At 69.0% G+C, this 18,303-nt stretch carries 29 protein-coding genes; 25 read left to right on the forward strand and 4 right to left on the reverse strand.

Annotated elements, in window-relative coordinates:
• The first annotated feature begins 83 nt into the window (after positions 1-83).
• The 14 genes from ABZ404_RS04415 (at position 84) to ABZ404_RS04480 (ending at position 7,262) form a co-directional block, all read left to right on the forward strand.
• Positions 84-353: a hypothetical protein gene (locus tag ABZ404_RS04415; protein WP_358831327.1), complete on the forward strand. Its 270-nt coding sequence runs from the start codon at positions 84-86 to the stop codon at positions 351-353.
• Between the two features lie 23 nt (positions 354-376).
• Positions 377-802, forward strand: a complete 426-nt coding sequence (locus ABZ404_RS04420; protein ID WP_358831328.1) for a MazG-like family protein — start codon at positions 377-379, stop codon at positions 800-802.
• Positions 802-1,230 carry a DUF4326 domain-containing protein gene (locus ABZ404_RS04425; RefSeq protein ID WP_358831329.1) on the forward strand — a complete coding sequence of 143 codons (429 nt, stop codon included), beginning with the start codon at positions 802-804 and terminating at the stop codon, positions 1,228-1,230. Before ABZ404_RS04420 ends, ABZ404_RS04425 begins: the two co-directional genes overlap by 1 nt.
• The gene (locus ABZ404_RS04430; protein ID WP_358831330.1) at positions 1,227-1,652 is read left to right on the forward strand and encodes a hypothetical protein; all 426 of its coding nucleotides are present in this window, start codon (positions 1,227-1,229) and stop codon (positions 1,650-1,652) included. The genes ABZ404_RS04425 and ABZ404_RS04430 overlap by 4 nt, the downstream gene beginning before the upstream one ends.
• A gap of 149 nt (positions 1,653-1,801) precedes the next feature.
• The gene (locus tag ABZ404_RS04435; protein ID WP_358831436.1) at positions 1,802-1,993 is read left to right on the forward strand and encodes a WhiB family transcriptional regulator; all 192 of its coding nucleotides are present in this window, start codon (positions 1,802-1,804) and stop codon (positions 1,991-1,993) included.
• The gene (locus tag ABZ404_RS04440) at positions 1,990-2,343 is read left to right on the forward strand and encodes a hypothetical protein (protein ID WP_358831331.1); all 354 of its coding nucleotides are present in this window, start codon (positions 1,990-1,992) and stop codon (positions 2,341-2,343) included. Before ABZ404_RS04435 ends, ABZ404_RS04440 begins: the two co-directional genes overlap by 4 nt.
• Positions 2,343-2,585 carry a hypothetical protein gene (locus tag ABZ404_RS04445; RefSeq protein WP_358831332.1) on the forward strand — a complete coding sequence of 81 codons (243 nt, stop codon included), beginning with the start codon at positions 2,343-2,345 and terminating at the stop codon, positions 2,583-2,585. Before ABZ404_RS04440 ends, ABZ404_RS04445 begins: the two co-directional genes overlap by 1 nt.
• A gap of 152 nt (positions 2,586-2,737) precedes the next feature.
• Complete coding sequence (locus ABZ404_RS04450) at positions 2,738-3,016, forward strand: hypothetical protein (protein WP_358831333.1); 279 nt, start codon at positions 2,738-2,740, stop codon at positions 3,014-3,016.
• Positions 3,013-3,822 (forward strand): tRNA(His) guanylyltransferase Thg1 family protein, encoded by an 810-nt coding sequence (locus ABZ404_RS04455; RefSeq protein ID WP_358831334.1) that lies wholly within the window; start codon positions 3,013-3,015, stop codon positions 3,820-3,822. Before ABZ404_RS04450 ends, ABZ404_RS04455 begins: the two co-directional genes overlap by 4 nt.
• The gene (locus ABZ404_RS04460) at positions 3,819-5,528 is read left to right on the forward strand and encodes an HIT domain-containing protein (protein ID WP_358831335.1); all 1,710 of its coding nucleotides are present in this window, start codon (positions 3,819-3,821) and stop codon (positions 5,526-5,528) included. The genes ABZ404_RS04455 and ABZ404_RS04460 overlap by 4 nt, the downstream gene beginning before the upstream one ends.
• 217 nt (positions 5,529-5,745) lie before the next feature.
• Entirely contained in the window at positions 5,746-5,964 is a 219-nt protein-coding gene (locus ABZ404_RS04465) for a helix-turn-helix transcriptional regulator (protein ID WP_358831336.1), read from the forward strand.
• A 123-nt stretch (positions 5,965-6,087) separates the two neighbouring features.
• The gene (locus ABZ404_RS04470) at positions 6,088-6,540 is read left to right on the forward strand and encodes a hypothetical protein (RefSeq protein ID WP_358831337.1); all 453 of its coding nucleotides are present in this window, start codon (positions 6,088-6,090) and stop codon (positions 6,538-6,540) included.
• A 3-nt stretch (positions 6,541-6,543) separates the two neighbouring features.
• Positions 6,544-7,053: an ImmA/IrrE family metallo-endopeptidase gene (locus ABZ404_RS04475; protein WP_358831338.1), complete on the forward strand. Its 510-nt coding sequence runs from the start codon at positions 6,544-6,546 to the stop codon at positions 7,051-7,053.
• Complete coding sequence (locus ABZ404_RS04480) at positions 7,050-7,262, forward strand: hypothetical protein (protein ID WP_358831339.1); 213 nt, start codon at positions 7,050-7,052, stop codon at positions 7,260-7,262. The genes ABZ404_RS04475 and ABZ404_RS04480 overlap by 4 nt, the downstream gene beginning before the upstream one ends.
• 229 nt (positions 7,263-7,491) lie before the next feature.
• Here the strand turns inward: ABZ404_RS04480 and ABZ404_RS04485 are convergent, their stop codons facing one another.
• The 4 genes from ABZ404_RS04485 to ABZ404_RS04500 form a co-directional block, all read right to left on the reverse strand.
• Positions 7,492-7,944, reverse strand: coding sequence for a hypothetical protein (locus ABZ404_RS04485; protein WP_358831340.1), 453 nt, complete (start codon positions 7,942-7,944; stop codon positions 7,492-7,494).
• 215 nt (positions 7,945-8,159) lie between these two features.
• Positions 8,160-8,951, reverse strand: a complete 792-nt coding sequence (locus ABZ404_RS04490; protein WP_358831341.1) for a phosphotransferase — start codon at positions 8,949-8,951, stop codon at positions 8,160-8,162.
• A gap of 236 nt (positions 8,952-9,187) precedes the next feature.
• On the reverse strand, positions 9,188-9,592 hold the full coding sequence (locus ABZ404_RS04495) for a hypothetical protein (protein ID WP_358831342.1): 405 nt from the start codon (positions 9,590-9,592) through the stop codon (positions 9,188-9,190).
• Between the two features lie 125 nt (positions 9,593-9,717).
• Positions 9,718-10,203 carry a hypothetical protein gene (locus tag ABZ404_RS04500; RefSeq protein ID WP_358831343.1) on the reverse strand — a complete coding sequence of 162 codons (486 nt, stop codon included), beginning with the start codon at positions 10,201-10,203 and terminating at the stop codon, positions 9,718-9,720.
• A 165-nt stretch (positions 10,204-10,368) separates the two neighbouring features.
• Here ABZ404_RS04500 and ABZ404_RS04505 point away from each other — a divergent pair, with 165 nt between their 5' ends.
• The 11 genes from ABZ404_RS04505 (at position 10,369) to ABZ404_RS04555 (ending at position 18,252) form a co-directional block, all read left to right on the forward strand.
• Positions 10,369-11,118, forward strand: a complete 750-nt coding sequence (locus ABZ404_RS04505) for a GntR family transcriptional regulator (RefSeq protein WP_358831344.1) — start codon at positions 10,369-10,371, stop codon at positions 11,116-11,118.
• 169 nt (positions 11,119-11,287) lie between these two features.
• The gene (locus ABZ404_RS04510) at positions 11,288-11,548 is read left to right on the forward strand and encodes a helix-turn-helix domain-containing protein (RefSeq protein WP_358831345.1); all 261 of its coding nucleotides are present in this window, start codon (positions 11,288-11,290) and stop codon (positions 11,546-11,548) included.
• Between the two features lie 2 nt (positions 11,549-11,550).
• Positions 11,551-12,213, forward strand: coding sequence for a hypothetical protein (locus ABZ404_RS04515; RefSeq protein WP_358831346.1), 663 nt, complete (start codon positions 11,551-11,553; stop codon positions 12,211-12,213).
• Positions 12,214-12,418: 205 nt separating this feature from the next.
• Positions 12,419-12,748, forward strand: coding sequence for a hypothetical protein (locus ABZ404_RS04520; protein ID WP_358831347.1), 330 nt, complete (start codon positions 12,419-12,421; stop codon positions 12,746-12,748).
• A gap of 42 nt (positions 12,749-12,790) precedes the next feature.
• Positions 12,791-13,003 (forward strand): hypothetical protein, encoded by a 213-nt coding sequence (locus tag ABZ404_RS04525; RefSeq protein WP_358831348.1) that lies wholly within the window; start codon positions 12,791-12,793, stop codon positions 13,001-13,003.
• A 126-nt stretch (positions 13,004-13,129) separates the two neighbouring features.
• A complete protein-coding gene (locus ABZ404_RS04530) occupies positions 13,130-13,384 on the forward strand; it encodes a hypothetical protein (protein WP_358831349.1) in 255 nt (84 codons plus the stop codon).
• 87 nt (positions 13,385-13,471) lie between these two features.
• On the forward strand, positions 13,472-13,690 hold the full coding sequence (locus ABZ404_RS04535) for a hypothetical protein (RefSeq protein WP_358831350.1): 219 nt from the start codon (positions 13,472-13,474) through the stop codon (positions 13,688-13,690).
• 79 nt (positions 13,691-13,769) lie between these two features.
• Positions 13,770-13,952 carry a hypothetical protein gene (locus tag ABZ404_RS04540; RefSeq protein ID WP_358831351.1) on the forward strand — a complete coding sequence of 61 codons (183 nt, stop codon included), beginning with the start codon at positions 13,770-13,772 and terminating at the stop codon, positions 13,950-13,952.
• 49 nt (positions 13,953-14,001) lie between these two features.
• Positions 14,002-15,357, forward strand: a complete 1,356-nt coding sequence (locus ABZ404_RS04545; protein ID WP_358831352.1) for a hypothetical protein — start codon at positions 14,002-14,004, stop codon at positions 15,355-15,357.
• Between the two features lie 22 nt (positions 15,358-15,379).
• On the forward strand, positions 15,380-15,982 hold the full coding sequence (locus ABZ404_RS04550; protein ID WP_358831353.1) for a hypothetical protein: 603 nt from the start codon (positions 15,380-15,382) through the stop codon (positions 15,980-15,982).
• A gap of 35 nt (positions 15,983-16,017) precedes the next feature.
• Positions 16,018-18,252: a hypothetical protein gene (locus tag ABZ404_RS04555; protein ID WP_358831354.1), complete on the forward strand. Its 2,235-nt coding sequence runs from the start codon at positions 16,018-16,020 to the stop codon at positions 18,250-18,252.
• Positions 18,253-18,303: the final 51 nt, after the last annotated feature.

The following is an 18,303-nucleotide window of genomic DNA, read 5'->3' on the forward strand; positions in this document are numbered from 1 at the left end:
GATCTGCCTGAGCGTCGCAGCCGCCACCTGCCTCCAGCCCGCCTAGCCCGAACACCTCAACCCCGAGAGGACCTTGATTGCTGATGTCCCGCCTCATTCGTGCCCGCGACGTGGACGCCATGCTCGCCTACGCCGGATTCGAACTGTCCGCCTTCGACCAGCAGACCGGCTGGGCTCCCGGCTATCGCGTGACCCAGGGGGACCGCCGCCTGGTCCGGGTCTTCCACGATGGCGACGGCGAGCAGGAGCAGCTGGCCGTCTATGCCGCGCTCCTGGAATCCCGCGGCTACAGCGTCGTACACGAGCAGCAGCCCGGCGGCGGCCGTCGCCGTCTCGCCGTCACCAAGCCCTGAACCCAACCCCGAAAGGAAGATCCATGACGAATGACCTGTGGCCGACGATCCGCGCCCTGACCGCGTGGCTGGATGCCGAGAACGGCCGCGACCCGCACGAGATGGCGATGCGCATCATGAAGATCGCCGAGGAGGCGGGGGAGGCCAGTGCCGCGTACATCGGCATGACCGGCCAGAACCCCCGCAAAGGCACCACCCACACCCAGGCCGACCTTGAGGCCGAACTCGCCGATGTCGCGGTCACCGCGCTCGTCGCCCTCGCCAGCCTCACCACCGACGCCGAAACCGTGTTCACCACGAAGGTCGGCAGGATCGCGGCGCGGGTTGGCGTCGAACCCGAGCCCGCCGCCGAGACCCGGGTCATTGAGATCCACCCCAACTCCAGCACGCTTGAGCAAGCGGTCCGCCGCCTCGCCGTCCAGGCCGCAGCCTGGCCGGGGAGGGCCTGATGCCGACCCGTATCCAGCGCAAGCGCACCGCTGGCTGGACCGCGCCACTCGACGCCCAGGGCCGCAAGCCCGTGTACGTCGGCCGCGGCACCCGATGGGGCAACCCGTTCGCCGTCGACCGGAACGGCGACCGCTGGCGGGTCGTCGACACCGGCGACCGCAGCCGCAGCCTCCGCGACGAACCGCAGACGTTCGCCCGCAACGACAAGCCCATGGCGCTCTTCTTCGCCAGCCGTCTCTTTGACCTCCACACCGGGCCGCTCGGCCTCTACGAGTACGACCCGGCAACGCTCACCGAACTCCGCGCCGAACTCGGCGGACGGGACCTCATGTGCTGGTGCCCGACACCCGAGCCCGGCGAACCCGACTACTGCCATGCAGTTGTGCTGCTGCACCGAGCCAACCAGTCCGAGGAGACGACCCGATGACCACCACACCCACGCCCGCCGACGAACTCCGCACCGCAGCCGAGAAGCTGCGGGTCCTCTCCGCTACGGCCACGCCTGGCCCATGGCGCAGCCACGACACTCACCTCGGGCAGTACGGCCACGCCGCGACCGTCCTCTCGGGGGAGGGCAACGACACCGACCTCCGGGCCTGGCTGCCGTCCATGAGCCAGCAGCCTTGGGATGAGGCCCGCAATGTGTGGGCGGACGCCTCGTACATCGCCGCCATGCACCCCGTGGTCGGGGCGGCGCTCGCCCGGCTGCTGGAGCGCGTCAACGTCGAGATGACCGAGGCAGGCGGATTCGCCGCCAGTGCCGTAGACGGACCCATGGACGACCGGGACCACAACACCTGGTCCGCCGCCCTCGCCGTCGCCCGCCTGATCAACGGGAGCCAGCCGTGAGCCGGGCCCTGATCGAGGTCCGCCTGACCGTCCAGGTGATCGACATCCTGGCCGGGCGCCCCGGACGCGGCACCGGGATCCGCCGCAGCAGCCCCCACTGGACCACAGCCCGAGTGCCTGAACGGCCCGTCGGTGAACGCGGCTGGGTTCTGCAGGCTGCTTGCCGAGAGGAGGACCCGGAGCTGTTCTACGACGCCACCGAACCCGGCATCGCCGCCGCCAAGGCCGTGTGCCGGCACTGCCCGGTCTGGCGGGAGTGCCTCGACGACGCCGGTGATGATCCGTGGGCAGTGTGGGGCGGCCTGAGTGCACGCGACCGCCGCCGCAGGAGGACGTCATGAGTGGCCCGTCGTCCGCCCCGCGTGGCGAGAAGGCCGGCAAGCCTGGCACCCACTGGGAGACCGAACTCCGCATGGTCGAGCGGGTTGTCGACGACGACGCCCCTGACCTCAAGCCCAACCGGGCTGCGCGCAGGAGGCAAGCCCGGGGCACGCCCAGCAAGACCCTCACCGAGCGGCGCCGGGCCGCGCTGACGGAGCTCGCCAGCCGTCAGCCGACCCTGTGCCTGGGGGAGACCCGGCCGTCCGGGGATCTGGCCGAGGACGCCGACGCGGTCGAGGTGCAGCCGGCCCGACGCCTCCCGCCGGCCGCGACGTTCCTTGAGCCGATCAGCAGCGAACAGGAGTCCTGATGGCTACGTACACGAGCCGCACGATCACGTCGACCCGCCGCGAATGGATCGTCCCGGCCGCCGAACCGTGGGGCGCTTTCCTCGGGGACGTTCGGGCTGCCCTCAACGCTGCCGCAGCGGAGTACCAGCGGCAGCACGGGCTGACGGAGTCGGTCTCGCTCGCCGATGACGCGCTCCGCTTCAAGGTTACGGACGACGAGATCGTCATCTCGTTCACCGTCGAGACGGAGGTGAAGCCGTGACGGCACGCCCCGGGAACCTGAAGCGCACCCCGCGCGAGGCCACAGACGGCCCTCAGGGCGCCTCAACGCCCGCCAGTGGGTCCCCGGGAGGGTCAGGAGGCTGTACGTCCCTCCTGGGGGCCTTCACGGGCCTCGCGCCATGATGGCGCCCCGTGACCACCCCGCAGCCCTGCCAGGGCGTCGAATCCTGCCGCCTCCCACGCGGCTGCAGGGAATGCCCCTACGCCGACGACACGCAACTCGACGCCGACGAGCGCGCCTTCCTCTACCTGCACCGCCTCAGCGACAACGAACCCGAGACCAGCTACGACGTGCCCGGCTACGTCTTCTGGCTCGCCGCAAAACACGGCTCCTGGCCCGCCACCCGACGAGCCCAACACATCGCGTGGCCCAACGAGATCACCGACATCGAGAACGAGAGGTACCTGTGAGCGACAAGACCGCCCTCGGCGACAGGATGAAGGGCTACGAGACCGCGCATCGCAACTTCCTGCCCCGCCGCACTTACACGCTGCTGCGCGTTGACGGCCGCGCCTTTCACAGCTACCTGCGCGGCGCCGACAAGCCGTTCGATGAGGGCTTCATGGCCGACATGGACGCGGTCGCCGCGGCCCTCTGCACGGAGATCAGTGGTGCGGTCTTCGCGTACACGCAGTCCGACGAGATCAGCGTCCTGATCACCGACTTCGCCAGCCTGAGCAGCGAACCGTGGTTCGGCGGGGTGATCGCCAAGCAAGTCTCGATAGCCGCCTCCCTGGCGACCGCCGTCCTCAACGAACGCCGCCCCGGCCGACGCGCCCTCTTCGACGCCCGCGTCTTCACCATCAACGACCCGGTTGAGGTCGCGAACTATTTCCTGTGGCGGCAGCGCGACGCCGTCCGGAACAGCATCTCCATGGCCGCCCAAACTCACTTCCCGCACAAGCGCCTCCACGGCGTGAACAGCAGCGCCATGCAAGGCCTCCTCTGGGCGGAGAGGGAAATCAACTGGAACGACTACCCGGACGGCTGCAAGCGCGGCCGGACCACCGTCCGCGAGACCGGCGAACGAGACGTTCAGTACGTCGACAAGCGGAGCGGCGAGACCGTCACCACCCGCGCCGTCCGCTCCTGGTGGACGACCAGCCCCGCCCCGCACTTCACCACCGAGCCCGGCTCCTGGCTCTCCCGCACGATCCCCGCACTACCGAGCCTCCGAGCCGAGGCCGAGCCCGACGCGCCCGAGGAGGCGGCATGACCGACCAGCCCGAGACCGTCCACGCTTGCCCGCCTGATGGCAGCGGCCTGCTGCCGTGCTGCCAGCGAACCCCGTTCGAAGTGCCGCGCACGGACCGGATCACCGAGGACCCGGCCGCCGTCACCTGCCGCCCCAGCCAGCCCGACCGTGACCAGACCCGCCAGCTTGTGCACCTCGCAGTCGAGCAGGCCCTCGACGCCCACCACCGGACCCTGCCGTTCCCGGCCCGCATGGACCTGATCAGCCGGGTCGTCGACGCGATCCACCCGCCCAACACAGCCGCCGTACTCAACCAGCAGGCGATTCTCGGGTTCTTCGGAGCGCTCGACCAGGCCGAAGATGCGGCGGCTGGCAGCTTCATGGCGGCAGCCCCGAGCAATGCGCCGACCAGCACGGATGCAGCCGCGCGACCCGGCGAACATCCGCCCGCCGACTGCCTGTTCTGCCGTCAGGCCGACCCCGAGGCGAACCGGATCATGGCCGAGAACGCGACGTGCTTCGCCCGCTGGGACAACTACCCGGCCGCCCCCGGCCACGCCGAGATCGTCCCGAAACGCCACGTCGAATCGTTCTTCGCCCTCACCACCGACGAGATCACCGACATGCACTGGCTCCTCAAGGCCATCCGTGCGCGCATCGACGACCAGCACCACCCCGACGGCTACACCATCGGCGTCAACGAAGGCCGGGCCGCCGGACGGACCATCGACCACGCCCACCTGCACCTCATCCCGCGGTGGCACGGCGACGTCGACGACCCGCGCGGCGGCATACGGCACGTCCTGCCCGGCACAGACTGCGACCAGTGGACGGTGGCGAACAAGCCCGCGGCCAGCGTTGATCGGATCGGATGCGACCCCGGCTGCGACAACGCCGACCCCTGCGCCGATTGTGCGGGCGGCGGACAAGCCACACAAGCAGGGCAGCCCGACATTGCCTGGGGCTATGCCGACGCCCGGATTCGGCATCACTTCACTGCGGCTCGGATGGACCCCGAAGCTGAGTGCGCTGCCGAAATCCGTGCGGCACAGGCGGCTATCAACAGCGAGAACGCCGCAGCCTGGATACCCCAGCACACAGCAGCCGGATCGATCGAACTGCCACCCTGCAGCGGCAAGGAGGGCTTCTGTCGTGAACACGGATTCCACCGACACCCGGTGACCAGCGCTCCGTTCCGCCAGCGGGTCGCCGAATCCCTCGCCGGGCATGCAGGCTCGAAGGCGTTCCTCGCTGACGGCCGGGAATGGGATCACCTACGGTCCGTGTGGCTCGCCCACGCAGACGCCGCGCTAGACGCCCTACGGCCCGAGCTGGCGGCGCTCACCGAGTACGAGAACACGATCAACTGGGAGACCACCTGCGTCTCGTGCGCCCGCATGCTCGACGCCAGCCACCGCGACCACGAACGCGCCGAACAGGCCGAAGCCGACCTAGCTGAGGCCCGGTCCTGGGCGCGGCACGGCTACGAGATCGGGCAGCGCCACTGCAGCTGGACCGACCACGGTGTCGCACCGGCGTGGCTGACCGAAGGCTGGCCGCCGCACTTCGACAGCTGCGAACACCTCCAGGCCGCCAGCGACATGGACACCCGGCTCACCCGGGCCCGCGCAGCCGCCCAGGACTACCTCCACGACCACGAAGACGGCACCGACGCCTGCGCGGCCGCCGTCCTCGACGCCCTCAACGGAACGGCAGCCACATCGTGATTGACCAGCCCGAACAGGACCCCGGCTGCCCGCACTGCCCCGACGGTCACCGACGCCCGGACGGGGGCAGCCAGCCCTGGAGTGCCTGGGTCGCCGAGGCGCGAGACGGCGACGGCCAGCCGATGCACATAATCGTCGCCCGCAGTGCAGGCGCGCACGTCGCCGAATCCGATGCCGAATGGATCCGACAGCGGCTCAACGGACGGGACGGGACGCCGTGACCACCGAGGACGACCTCCGCACCCAGGTCCGGGCCGCACTCAACAATGCCGGGATCAGCCAGGCCGAAGCCTGCCGCCAGCTCGGCGTGTCCACCAAGCACATGTCGATGATGCTCACCGGGCGTTCCCCGATCAGCCTCGACTGGGCCGACCGGATCCTCGACCTCTGCGGCGAGCAGATCGTCATCGGCATACGGCGAGGGGGCGCCTCATGATCGCCCGCCTGGTCGGCCGTGCCGCTGTCGCCCTCACCCGCTGGGCCCACCGACACGGGCACCACGCCGGGCATGCGGTCGCGCACGTTCGCTAGCCGCCTATCACTCCAAGAAGGAGATCTAATGTCTCAAGCCGAACGTACTCTTGGTGCATACGTCGCGCTCCTCGCGGGACACGACGTTGGCGATCATTGGATTCTGACGGACCGACTGGCCCTGGCCAAGGGCCGGCCCGGTCCCGAAGGCGTCCGTGCCTGCGCCGCCCACGTCGCCACCTACACCGCCACCCAGGCCGCAGCCCTGTACGCCACCAACCGGCTCCTCGGACTCCGCCTCAACTGGCGGCGCGCCACCCTCGGCCTCGCCATCTCCGCCGCCACCCACTACATCGCCGACCGGCAAGGCGGCCACTGGCGCGACCCCGAACCCCGAAGCATCGTCAAGCTCGCCGCCAACACTGGGCACGCAGGCTGGCTCCAACGCGATCCCGGCGCCGGCTACCTCATGGACCAGTCCTGGCACAAGGGATGGATCGCCGTTGCAGCCGCGATCATCGGTACGGGCGAAGGAAGGTGATCCATGTCCCGAGCTGACCTGACAGCCCGAACCCTCGCCGACGAGCTCGGCCTCACCGACCTCCCCATCAACCCCGACAAGGCCGCCAAAGCCCTGGGAATCATGGTCGTCCGCCAGCCCGGAGCCATGGAACTGTCCGGCATGCTCCTGCGCCGCGACGGGCAGCTAGCGATCGGCCTCAACCCACAACGCCCACGCGCCAGCCAGCGGTTCGCGCTCGCCCACATCATCGGCCACGCCCGCCTCCACCGCCGCCGCGACCTGATCCTCGACATCACCGACCGCACCGCCCACGGCCCCCTCACCAGCCTGCCCACCGACCGCGAAGAGGCGGAGGCCAACCGGTTCGCCGGCGCCCTCCTGATGCCGGAGGCCGCCGTCCGCCGACACGCCGCCGACACCCAGTTCGAGACGGCCGCCCAGCTCGTCACCATCCTCGCCGACCAGTTCGACGTCAGTGAGATGGTGATGGGCTACCGACTCCTCACCCTCGGGATCATCGGCGACAGTTGAACCGCCACCCGCATACCCCCACCGCGCCCCGGAAACACCCCGTTCCGGCGCTGGCTGTACGCGAGCGTCTCACCGCAGCCGACAATGCGTGCGCCGCGGACCTGTCGGACGGCACCATCGACGGCCTGGCCCTCCTTCAACAACTACGCGACCACCCCGACCTGGCGGTCCTCGACGCAGACCTCGACCACATCCGCCACCGGTCCTGACCGGGAGAGAGCCGGCCGCGGCCAACGAACTCCCCCGGTCGCGGATTGGTTCAAAACCGCGCGAGAACCCCGGCCAAGCCCTGCGGCGGCATCAAGGGCCGCTACCGTGGATGCGGGTACCTCGCTCGATGCCCCTGGCTGATGGCTCCAGCCGCGCGCCTGCTGCGGCAGCCGCGCAACAGCGCCCCCGACCACACGGTCGGGGGCGCTTCGCTGTATCCAGGGGGCGTTACGGCACGTCGATCGCGGTGATCTTCCACTTGCACTCGGAGTTGATCTCCAGGAAGCGGGTGCCGCCATCATGCAGATGCGTCGTGTCCGCACCCGACTTCCCCAGCTCATTCAGGTAGATCGCCCCCAGCGCGCCGCCACCTTCCTGGACAACGAAATTCCCCTGCATACCGAAGCTCGAACAGTCGTAGCTGTACTTCAGGTCCCAGTCGCCGTCGACGTGGAACTTCGCCGTCGACTTGACCCCGCTACCTGACTCCGACAGAACGACCTTCGCCACCGGCTTCGCCTTGGGCTTTGGCTTCACCGAGGCTGACGGCTTCACCTCCGGCGCCGGCTTCGACGCAGCCGCCGACTCAGACGGCGCGGCCACCGTCCCCGCAGGCGCCGGCTTCGCGTCATCGCCCTTCTTCCCGCTGTCCGTCGCCGCCCCGATGATCCCGACCACCACGAAGAACGCGACGATCCCACCGACAATCCACGGCCACCTGCGCCGCCTCCGAGGCGGTCTCGCAGCCTGCCCATCCGGATCCTGAAAAGCCATGTTGCCCCCAGAGGCTCACCTTGTTGAGACCCGGAGCATCCCAGTGACACCGGCACATCACGCACGCAGTTGCCTACTCGTGACAGATCATCACCCGGTCGAGGGACAGGACTTCCCTGCCGCTAAGCCCGGACCGCGGCCAGCAGCTCCTCGAACCGCCGATTGCTCGGCAGGCAGTCCACCGGCCCGACAATCGCCTCCCACGCCCGGCAGGTCCCCACAACGAACGCGGCCACCGCAGCCGGATCAGCCTCCCGCCAGACCGGGAACTGCTCCAACCACTCCAGCGCCTCGACCGGCGCCGTACCGTCCTCCATCAGCCGCACCGCCGTGTACGCCGCATCCACCCACGCCGGACCCTTCGCGGGCATCGCCCAGTCCACCAGCCACGCCCTGGCGCCGTCGACCAGCAGATTGTGCGGGTTCGTATCCGTATGCAACAACGTGTCCCCCCACAGCAGAGCCGCCTCCGCCGTCTCCAGGTGCGGAGCCAGACGAGCTGCAAGCCGCGGCACCGTCAGCCACTCCGGCACCCCCACCGCCGACGCGGCCACCAGCACCTCGCCAACCAGCGCGGCATCCGACGACCCCGGACCCAGCTCAGCATGCCGCCCCTCGACCCAGTCGAAGCCCAACAGCTCCCAGCCACCCGCCCGCACCCGCCAACGCAAACCGGGACTCAGGCCTTGCACCAGGGGATGAACGACCCGCTCCATACGCTGACCCGCCATGCCCGCCGCGTCGCCAACCCGAACACCCTTCACGAACAGCCGGCCCGAGCTCGTCCGCAGTCCCGCAGCGAACGAACACGTCAACCCAGCCGTCACCGGCACGACATCCGCCACCAGACCAGTACGGTCCTCCACCGCAGCCCGCACCACACCCGGCAGCCCATCCCACTCCCAGCGCTCCATGGCGCCACCCTCCAACGACAATGGGGGACTGCACAAGCAGCCCCCCACCCGGTCACCGAACGCAATCAGCCCTGCGTCTCACCACACTTCCGACACCGAGGCTGACCACTCCACGGAACCCACTCATGATCACAATTGCTGAGCATGAACACCTCCACCTTGAGACCCGGCACGAGCCCACCCCGCACCGACAAGCAGCCCCAGCCACAATGAACCGGGGACAACCAGGGGGAACATCAAGCCCCAGCAGCCCGGCCCAGAGCCCGCACCGCCACCGCGAACGCGATCAACCGATCGGCGAACTCCTCCGCCTCCCCAGGCGACAGGTGATGCCCCTCCGACCCGTCATCGATCACCACCACCGGCACCCGGTCCTCAGGACGCGGCGCGAAGTTGTCCGACCAGAGGCAGGCATGCGCCAACAGCCGATAATCCGGCTCACCCCCCGGCACCACCAGATCCGTCATCGGCCCCGCATGCGCGACATCCTCCAGATGCCGCTCATTCTCAGCGACATGATCCAGGACGCACCATGATTCGCATTCCAGCCAGACCCGCTGGCCGTGAACCAAGGCGGGGACAAGGCGGACGCCGGGGGACAGAGAGGGCTGCGCTAAGGCAGCACGGGTCGTAGACTCCATGACGACTCCTTCTTTCACTGGATGGATCACAGATCAGCGGTGACAGCCACTGGTCGAACTGGCCGGGCGGGTGATGACCGCCCGGCCTTTCACGTGCGCGGATGAGCGCAGAGGCGCCGAGATCTCTAGAACTTCGGAGACCGCAGGACCGTGATCCTCCTGCGGAGGCTGGTGAAGCAGCCCTCGTTCCCGCGCTCCATTTCCGACAGCACGGTTCGCACGGAGACTTCGTACCGCTCGGCGAGTGCAGCGCTGTGCACTGTGCGTCCGATGTAGAAGTAGTTCTTCTTCGCGTCCCTCCGAAGCAGTCGTTTCACCCGGCGCCGGTCGGCAGTGTCGTCGTAGTTGTCTCGGCCGTACCGGGGGTTCCGTGCGTGGTCGATGTTGAAGCGGGGTGACTCATCTTGGATAGCGGTCACTTCGGCAGCTTCTGCGGCGCGCCGGTGCGGGAACCACTCGACGTGCTGTCCTGCGACGAGATGCCACCAAGACTGGTTGTTGCTGTGGATCTCGCTTCGCCGCCTGAGGTCGTTAGTGACCCCGACGTACAGCAGCGTGCCGCCGGTGTCGTAGAGGCGGTAGAGCGCGGTGCGCTCAGGGGGTGCGCTCACGGGCATCCCTTCGCATGTAGGGGTTGTCCCTCTACGCTTCTCCGTAGAGCGGTGATTCTCTGGAAGTCTGCCCGCTTCTCCGTAGAACCACAAGCGTTTCGCACAGTTCGCATTCAGCCAGAGGTCGCGACTAGCATCTCTGGAGAAGCCGATCAAGGAGGTGCTTTGCCTACCAAGCCGCAGCGCGAGCCGCGCCGCTACCAGGAGATCGCGGACGAGTTGCGCGCGAAGATTGAGAGTGGCGAGCTGCCCCCAGGGGCTACCGTCCCGGGCGAAAACACGCTCATGAAGACGCATGACGTGGCCCGCTCCACGGCCCGCCAGGCCCTCGATGTCCTCCGCTCCGAAGGGCTTACCGAGAGTCGCCAGGGCGTCGGCATCACTGTCCGCGAGTTCCGTCCCATCAGACGGCCGGCCGTGCAGCGCCTCTCCTCCGAGGTCTGGCACGCCGGGCGGTCCATCTGGGATATCGATCTAGAGGACCGCCCGCGACGCGTGGAGGTAGACGTTGCCGAGGTGGACCCCCCTGAGCATGTGGTCCGGCTCCTTGGCGTCAATGAGCCGATGTGCTGCCGTAGCCGCCGCTTCTACGTCGAGGGCAAGCTGATCCAAACCGCTGTGTCGCATCTGCCCATGTCGCTAGCCCGAGGCACGCGAATCATGGAACCAGACACCGGCCCCGGCGGCATGTATGCCCGACTGGAAGAGATCGGGCATAGGCCGACGCGCTTCAAAGAGGAGGTGCGCACCAGGATGCCCAGCCCGCAAGAGGCAGCTGATCTTCAGCTTGGCCCCGGGACTCCAGTGTTCCAGATCCTGCGCCTAGCGGCGGACCAGGATGGTCGTGTCGTTGAGGTCAATGAGATGACCCTGGATGGTTCCAACTACATCCTGGAGTACGTCTTCTCCTCCTGACCTTGGCTGCCTCCTTCGGCCCCTAGCCCTATTGGGCTGGGGGCTTCTTCGTACCCGGATGGGCCCGCGAATCGTGCCCGTAGAGCGAGCTTGTCTTCTCCGGAGAAGTAGGCTTCACTGGGTTCAACGGGATGGTTCTCCGGAGAGGACATTCCGATACAACCCACCCATGCCCGAAGGAGATCTCGTGTGCCGCGAAGCACCCGCCGTTGAGGACGAACCTGCTGAGCCGATGCTGCGCGCCAAGCAGGTAGCGGAACGACTGGACGTCCACGTCTCAACCGTCTACCGCCTCGCGGACTCCGGAGCGCTTCGTGCCCACCGGATCGGCGAGGGACGACTCCGAAAGCGCGGACTCCGTATCCCTGCCTCCGCCGTCGCGGCATACCTCAACGACTCCCTCATCACCCCGACTGAAGAGGCGGCTTGATCATGAACACCCTGACTCTCGCCCGTGCTGCCGCGCATGAACCTTTGCGCCGCGCGACTGGCGCCCCGGCCCCGGACGCCGCGTCGCTGGCCCCGAGCCGCGCTCTGTCCCGTCAGTTGCGTCACGCCTTGGCCGCCCTCGACGGCATGTCGTCGGGGCGTCGCGAGCAGCTGCGGGAGGCGGCTGAGGGCTACCTCGCCCAGGTGGACCGGCGTCGTCTGCCGGTCGGCTGTGACCGGGCGATCGGCTGGGATCCGGCGAACCGTGCGGACGCGTTCAGGATGCGGGGCGGTCAGACGTTCGCCCGCATGCTTGGCCTCGGTGTCCGTCCCAATGACCCGCACCTGCCCGACGTCGCCCGTGCGGTCCTCGCGCAGCTCGATATGGTGCCGTCCGAGCTTGCCGCCCTGGGTTCGGCCAGCGGGGACCCGGTGACGGTCGGCGTCCTGTGGATGGCGACCGCCGTACAGCAGACGTTCCCCGCCGACCCGGACGCGGACCGGCTGCGGCTGTTGACTGAGTTCCGTGCCGCCTGGTCGGCCGGGAACCGTGACGCGATGACCGAGGTCATCCTCGCTGCGATCGACCTGGACTGGGCCACCCCCGACGGTCCGCGCCTGATGGATGAGATCCGCGCGTTCAGCACCCCTGCGGTGGTGGCGTGATGGCGACCGTGACTGTGTCTCCGTCCATGTCGGCGGCGGATGTCCGTGCCCATGATGAGGCGACCTATGTCCGTCGTCCGGCCCTGTCGATGTCGGATGACTTGTGGCACGCGCTGTTCCAGGACACGCCTGCTGCCTGCCGCGTGCACCGCTGCTGGGCGGACCAGTGCCCGGCCGGGTCGCATGACGGGGCAGGTGAGGCGTGATGGCCACCTTGGACCACGACGAGCGGCCTGCGATCGAGCTGCATGAGGCGCTGCGGTCGATGAGCCCCGACAGCGACCGGGCCGTCCGGTTGACCGTCCGCGCGATGAGTGGGCGTCTCGTTGGCGAGGTCGTCCTGTCGCGCGCCGATGTCGACAGGCTGCGGCTCGCCGCGACCTGCCACCCCGAGTCCGACGACGACGTCGACACCAGCGACGCCGCCCTCGTGATCGCTGAGGCGGAGGCCGTCATTATCGCCGCGGAAATGGGCGGCGTCAGCGACTCGGATCCTCAGCGACGCCGGTCCTGGCGCCGGCTCTTCCGTCGCTGACTCTGTTCGATCCCTGACCAGACCCCGAGAGGAATGATCGACATGACCCGCACTCTCACCGATGCCCAGACTGACGCCCTGCACTGGGCGGCTGTTGCGATCGGCCTGAAGGAGGCCCGCGAGCGGCAGGGGCACCCGCTGACGGCCACCGAGCAGGCCTGCTTCGACGGCTACCAGGCCAACGCGCACGGCCACGGCCTCAGCGACGCCGAGATCCGCGACTACCTCGCGCAGCTGCCTGCCGGGGAGGTCTGACCCGTGGTCTACGTCCTGATCGTCGCGTCGATGCTCGCGATCGTCGCGCTGATCGCCTTCACCGTGTTCGTGCTCGTCGCCAACCCGCGCTGACCGTCGATGACAGACAACCTCCAAGGAGTGATCATGTTCGGTTCCCAGTACTACTCCGTGACCTGGCCCGTCAAGCCCGAAGGCCTGGTCAGCCGTTACTTCCGGGCCGCCAGCCCCGACGAGGCCGTTCAGGCATCGCGCGACCTGTACGTCCGCATGAACGACGGCTACACGATCGACTACACGGCCGAGCCCGAGGTGTGGCTGCTGCGCCGCCCCTACGGCGTGCGGTCCAAGCATGTCCAGGGCCCCTGCTACGACGACCGCCTGCCCGCCACCCCTCACTGACCCCTGTCCGCCCGCTGTGCTCCACACGCCTGCCCGGGTGTGGGGTGCGGCGGCCGGACAGCCCGGCTGGAGCTGAAAGGAGCGCCCGTGTCCTCTGCCCGCCACTTCTTCAAAGCCGGAACCTTCTCCGACGAGCAGCTCAAGACCGACATCAAGGCCGACGTGGCATCTGCCCGCGGCGCACAGCGTGACCTGAAGGCTGCTGGTCAACACGGGATGGCCGCCCGCATGGGTGACACCGCCGACGAAGCACTCGACGAACTGAACGCCGCGAACAACGGCACCTGGAAGCCCAAGCACGCCTGACCTGCTGCCCGATCCGCCCGTCTCGCACGGACGGTGAGGGGAGCCGGGACAGTCCCGGTCATCGTGAAGGGAGCCCGCCATGGGCTGGTTCAGCAAGATCGCCGGTGATGCGGAGGATCGCGCCGCCTACCGGGACGCGAAGGACAACCTCGCTCGCATCAGCCGCCGGGACCGCCCCGAGTCCGACGACTACCTCGCCGCCCACGACCGTGTCATCGCCGCCGAACAGCACCTGCCCCGCTGGCGGCGCCCCCGCAGCTGACCCGGCGGGCACCCGATATCCGCTCCAACCTGAGAGGACACAGATCACCGTGACCGCCGCATCCGTCGAGAAGAAGGTCAACGGGGCGCCGAAGACCTCGCCTGAGCCTCGGTTTGACCCGGTGGCTCTGGCTGAGGCGGAGGCGATCCGGAAACGCGCCGACGCCGAAGCGGAGGCCGCCCGTATCAAGGCGCAGGGGGAAGCTGACGCGGCCCGGGTGCTTGCCGCCGAGGAGGCCGAGAAGCTGCGCCTCGCCAACGAGCGGACCCGGCTGGTCCAGGAGCGCAAGCAGGTCGACCACGCTGCTTACGTCGCGAAGAAGACCGCCGAGACTGCTAAGGCTGAAGCTGACCGCGAGAAGGCCGAGCAGGCCGACGCCGAAGCGGAGGCGCGCGCAGCACAGCGAGCGAAGGAACAGCAGCGTGCTGAGCGCTGGTGGAAGTGGGGCGCCCGCGGCATCTACGCCGTCGGGCTGATCATCGCGGCGCCGGTTCAGTTCATGCACTTCTGGGACCCGCAGCACAAGTTCTTGATCGCCGCGCCCGGGCTGCTGGAAGGGTTCGCGCTGGCTCTGGCCTTCGGGGCGGCGTGGGCTGTTGCGCATCGGCGTGATGTCCGTCCGTACCGGATCGGCATCATGGCCGGCGCCGCGATCGCCGCCGGCGTCAACTTGTACGGCGGCATCACCGACAAGGCGATCGGTCTCAACGCCGGGATCATCGGAGCGATCGCCTCCCTCGGTGGGCCGATCGTGCTCATGACCTACGAGCACGGCATCGCCCAGAAAGCGGACGGCATTCCGTCCGCCAGGGAGCGCCGGGCCGCCGCGCGCGCCGAAGCCGAGGCGGACGCCGCCCGGGAGCGGGCGCGGGTCGAGAGGCAGGCAGCCGAGGCGAAGGCGGCTGCCGAGAAGAACGCCCGGGAGAAGGCCGCCGAGGAGGAGCAGGCGCGGCGCGACGCCGATCGTAAGGCGAAGCACCCGGATGTGTGGGAGGTCGCCGACGCCCTTCGTGCCGCGCGAGGATCCGCGGTTGTCACTGAGCAGATCTGGGCCGAGTCCTGGCTCCTCGTCACCGGCTCCAAGACCGTCGGGATCCGGCCCGAAATCGAAGCGCAGTCGCGGGCCGCGCAAGCCCACATGCGGACCGTCACCGAAGCGCCCATTCTGGGCTCGTTGTCGCTGATCGATTCCCAAATCAAGCCCCGCCAGAAGAAGGATCCGAACGCCCCCGACGGACGCCGCAACAACGGCGGCACGCCGCCCGTGCGACGACCGGGAGACACCCTGCCCTACAGCGACGGAGCCCGGCGTCAGATCGGTCGCGAGACGGCCGCCCGGAGGGCCGACGAAGGCAGTCCGAACGACCGCCCCGCAGCCAAGAGCTCCAGCCCGAGCGTCAGGTAACCCACCTCAAGGAGAGATCACCATGCATGCCGTCATCCGTCGGATCGCCGTCTCGGGCAGCGCGGCCGTAGCCCTCCTCGGAGGCGCCGCCACCCTCACCACCGCCGCCGCGCCGACCGCGTCCGCCGCCGACATCGAGACCGTCATCGCCCGGGCCGCCGGGGCGCCGGTCACCATGCCCGACGGCCGCACCGTCCACATCCGCGGCCTCGACGCCGCCGCCTACAAGGCCAGCCCCGAGCAGCGCACGGTCATCATGCAGGCCGCCGCGAAGACAGACGCCAACGACCCCGCCGGCATCAACAACGGGCTCATCGCCGATGGCGGGCAGGGCTCCGTCATCACCAACCCGCAGACCCCGGCGACCGGGGTACGGACCGGCTACAACCAGCAGATCACCACGCAGGCGGGTGGCGGCACCATCGCCGTCGGCATCGTGTCGATCCTCGTCCTGGCGATCATCGTTTTCGTCAAGGTCAAGCACAGCGGCCTCAAGGCAGTCGACGCCGCGCTCGGTGTCCTCTTCGGTATCGCCCTCTCCGGCACTTTCGTCGGGACCATGGGCGCCCAGATGACGAACTCGCTGGTCGGATCCCTGGGCAACATGCTCAGCGGCCTCGGCTAAGCCCACCACCCCAACCCGCGAGAGGAACCCGGCCGGTGGCCACCGAAGCGCAGCCCGACCTGACCAAGCAGCCCGCCGACAACATCACCCAGCCCAGCCGAGCCGACCGCGCCCGGGCCGCCTTCAAAGAGCAGTGCGGCCACGCCGGCGCCCGTATGAAGGACTGGCTCGCCGCGGGCGACCTCGACGAAGTCGCCGTCATCCACATGGCGACCGAGGCCAAGCAGCGCAAGCACGCCGAACGGATCGCCACTCAAGAACGCCTCGCCGCACAGGCGCACGCCCACTTCGCCGTTGCCAAAGCCCGCTCCGAACAGGACGGCGCAACCATGGGCGCAGGCAAGCTCGCCACGCTAGCCGGTGAAGTCGCCGCCACCGAGTCCCGCCTGGAAGCGCTGCGAGCACAGGTAGTTCTGCCGCCCAACGACCGCGAGATCGACCGGGCCAGGCACAGTAAGCGGGCTGGCCGGGCCGCCATCATTGCTGGCGGCGGGTTCACCGCGCTGCCCGTCTTCGGCGTCACTGTCGAGCAGGCGGCCAGCGGCCAGCCGCTGCTTCTTGCCGCTCTGGGGGCGGCGGCAGGCTACGGCTGGTACCTGGTCAGCAGGCCCTTCACGGCACGCCAGGACGGTGGGGCCCCTTTCGGGATGCCCCCGGCCAGCCTGCCCGCCACGTTCCTGGCGGACCCGACGCAGGCCGGGGTGACGAGCGTCGGATCGATCGTCGTCATGAACGTCGAGCAGCTCGCCGACGGCGCCAGGCCGTTCCCTCTCCGGAACGCGCGCACGCCTGAGCAGCTCGCCGAGTGCGTCTTGTTGGCGGCCCGCGCCGAGAACGTGCCGGTCGTCGAAGTCTCCGACGTGCAGCGGCAGCCGTGGGGATGGCAGTGCGTGGTCCGCGTCGGCGAAGGCACCCCCGAGGCGATCATTGAGAAGAGCGGGGACCTGGAGACCAAGTTCGACCTGCCCACCAACGGTGTTCGGCCGCAGCCTCTCAAGGCGCGCCGGGCATGCGCCATCCTCCGTCTCGTCGCAGGCGACCCCTTTGCTACCGCGCCCGGCCTGCCGTACCGCGCCCCCAAGTCACTGTCGATCACCGACCGGTTCCGTATCGGCACCTCCGTCGGTGGCGACCCGCTGGAGCTGTCTCTGGCCGGCGTGATGGGCCTGTGGGTCGCCGCCTCGGGTGGCGGCAAGACGGGGATCCTTCAGGCCCTCGCCGAAGGGACGACCGCCTGCCGGGACAACATCACCATCGACCTCGACCCGCACGGCGACGGACTCGAAGACCTCGGCGACGCGGTGCGGATCACCGCCCGCACGAACGAGCAGATCGAAGCGGTTCTGCTGTTCTTCCTGGTCATGTCCAAGGCACGCGCCCGGCTCCGGGCTAAGCTCGGTATGGGCAAGAAGTGGAAGGCCAGCCCCGAACACCCCGCCGTCACGATCTTCTTCGACGAGTTCCCGAAGGCCACCGAGCTGGCGAAACGGCTGGCGTTCGACCTGCTCCTCGTCGGACGCAAGGAACTGATCGAGGTCGAGATCGCCTCCCAGGGCGGCCAGAAGAACTACCTCGGCGAGAACTTCGCCCAGATGGTAGCCCTCAAGGCCGTCGGCCCCTGCAAGGTCGGCGACACCCGCGCCGTGTTCGGCGACGGATCCGTCAGGGAGGGCTACCTGCCGCACAAGCTGTCGCCAGCCACCGACACCGACCCCAAGGACGCCGGCCACATCTTCATCCAGGGAGTGCCCGGGAAGAGCGACGAGCCCATCGAGTACGCCATCCATGAGGTGCCGTCCGCGACCCTGCGCAAGCTCGCCGAGGAGCGCCTCGAAGCCGGGCTGCTCGATCCCGACCAGGACAGCCTCGACGGCATGCGCAACGTCGACCTGCCCGAGTATGTCGAGCCGGAGTACGACAAGGACGACAACATCAAGAAGCCGGCGCCGGTGGAGCTGCTCACCTGGGAGCAACTGCTGAGGCTGTGCGACGCAGTGCCGCCCGCCGGGACCCTGGCGGACACGTCAACAGCGCTGATCGCTGACGCTGTCGACCTGATGGACAAGACCGGGGTCGACCGCATGCGGTCCGAGACGCTCACGGCCGCGCTGATCGACTTCAACCCGGACGCCTACGGGGATCTGACCCCGGACGGACTGAAGGTGCTGCTCCGCGAGGCGGGCGCCGGCGGCCCCGTCTCGCTTGGCCCGCTGGACGAGCTGGTGAACCCGCGGGGCTTCAAGCGTGAGGCTCTCGCCCGCCTCCTGTGACCGTAATGCCCTGATCATCCCGCTGCTCGGGCCTGCTCGGTGTCACGTCTT

This window comes from Streptomyces sp. NPDC005878 (assembly GCF_040629815.1).
Lineage (GTDB): Bacteria > Actinomycetota > Actinomycetes > Streptomycetales > Streptomycetaceae > Streptomyces.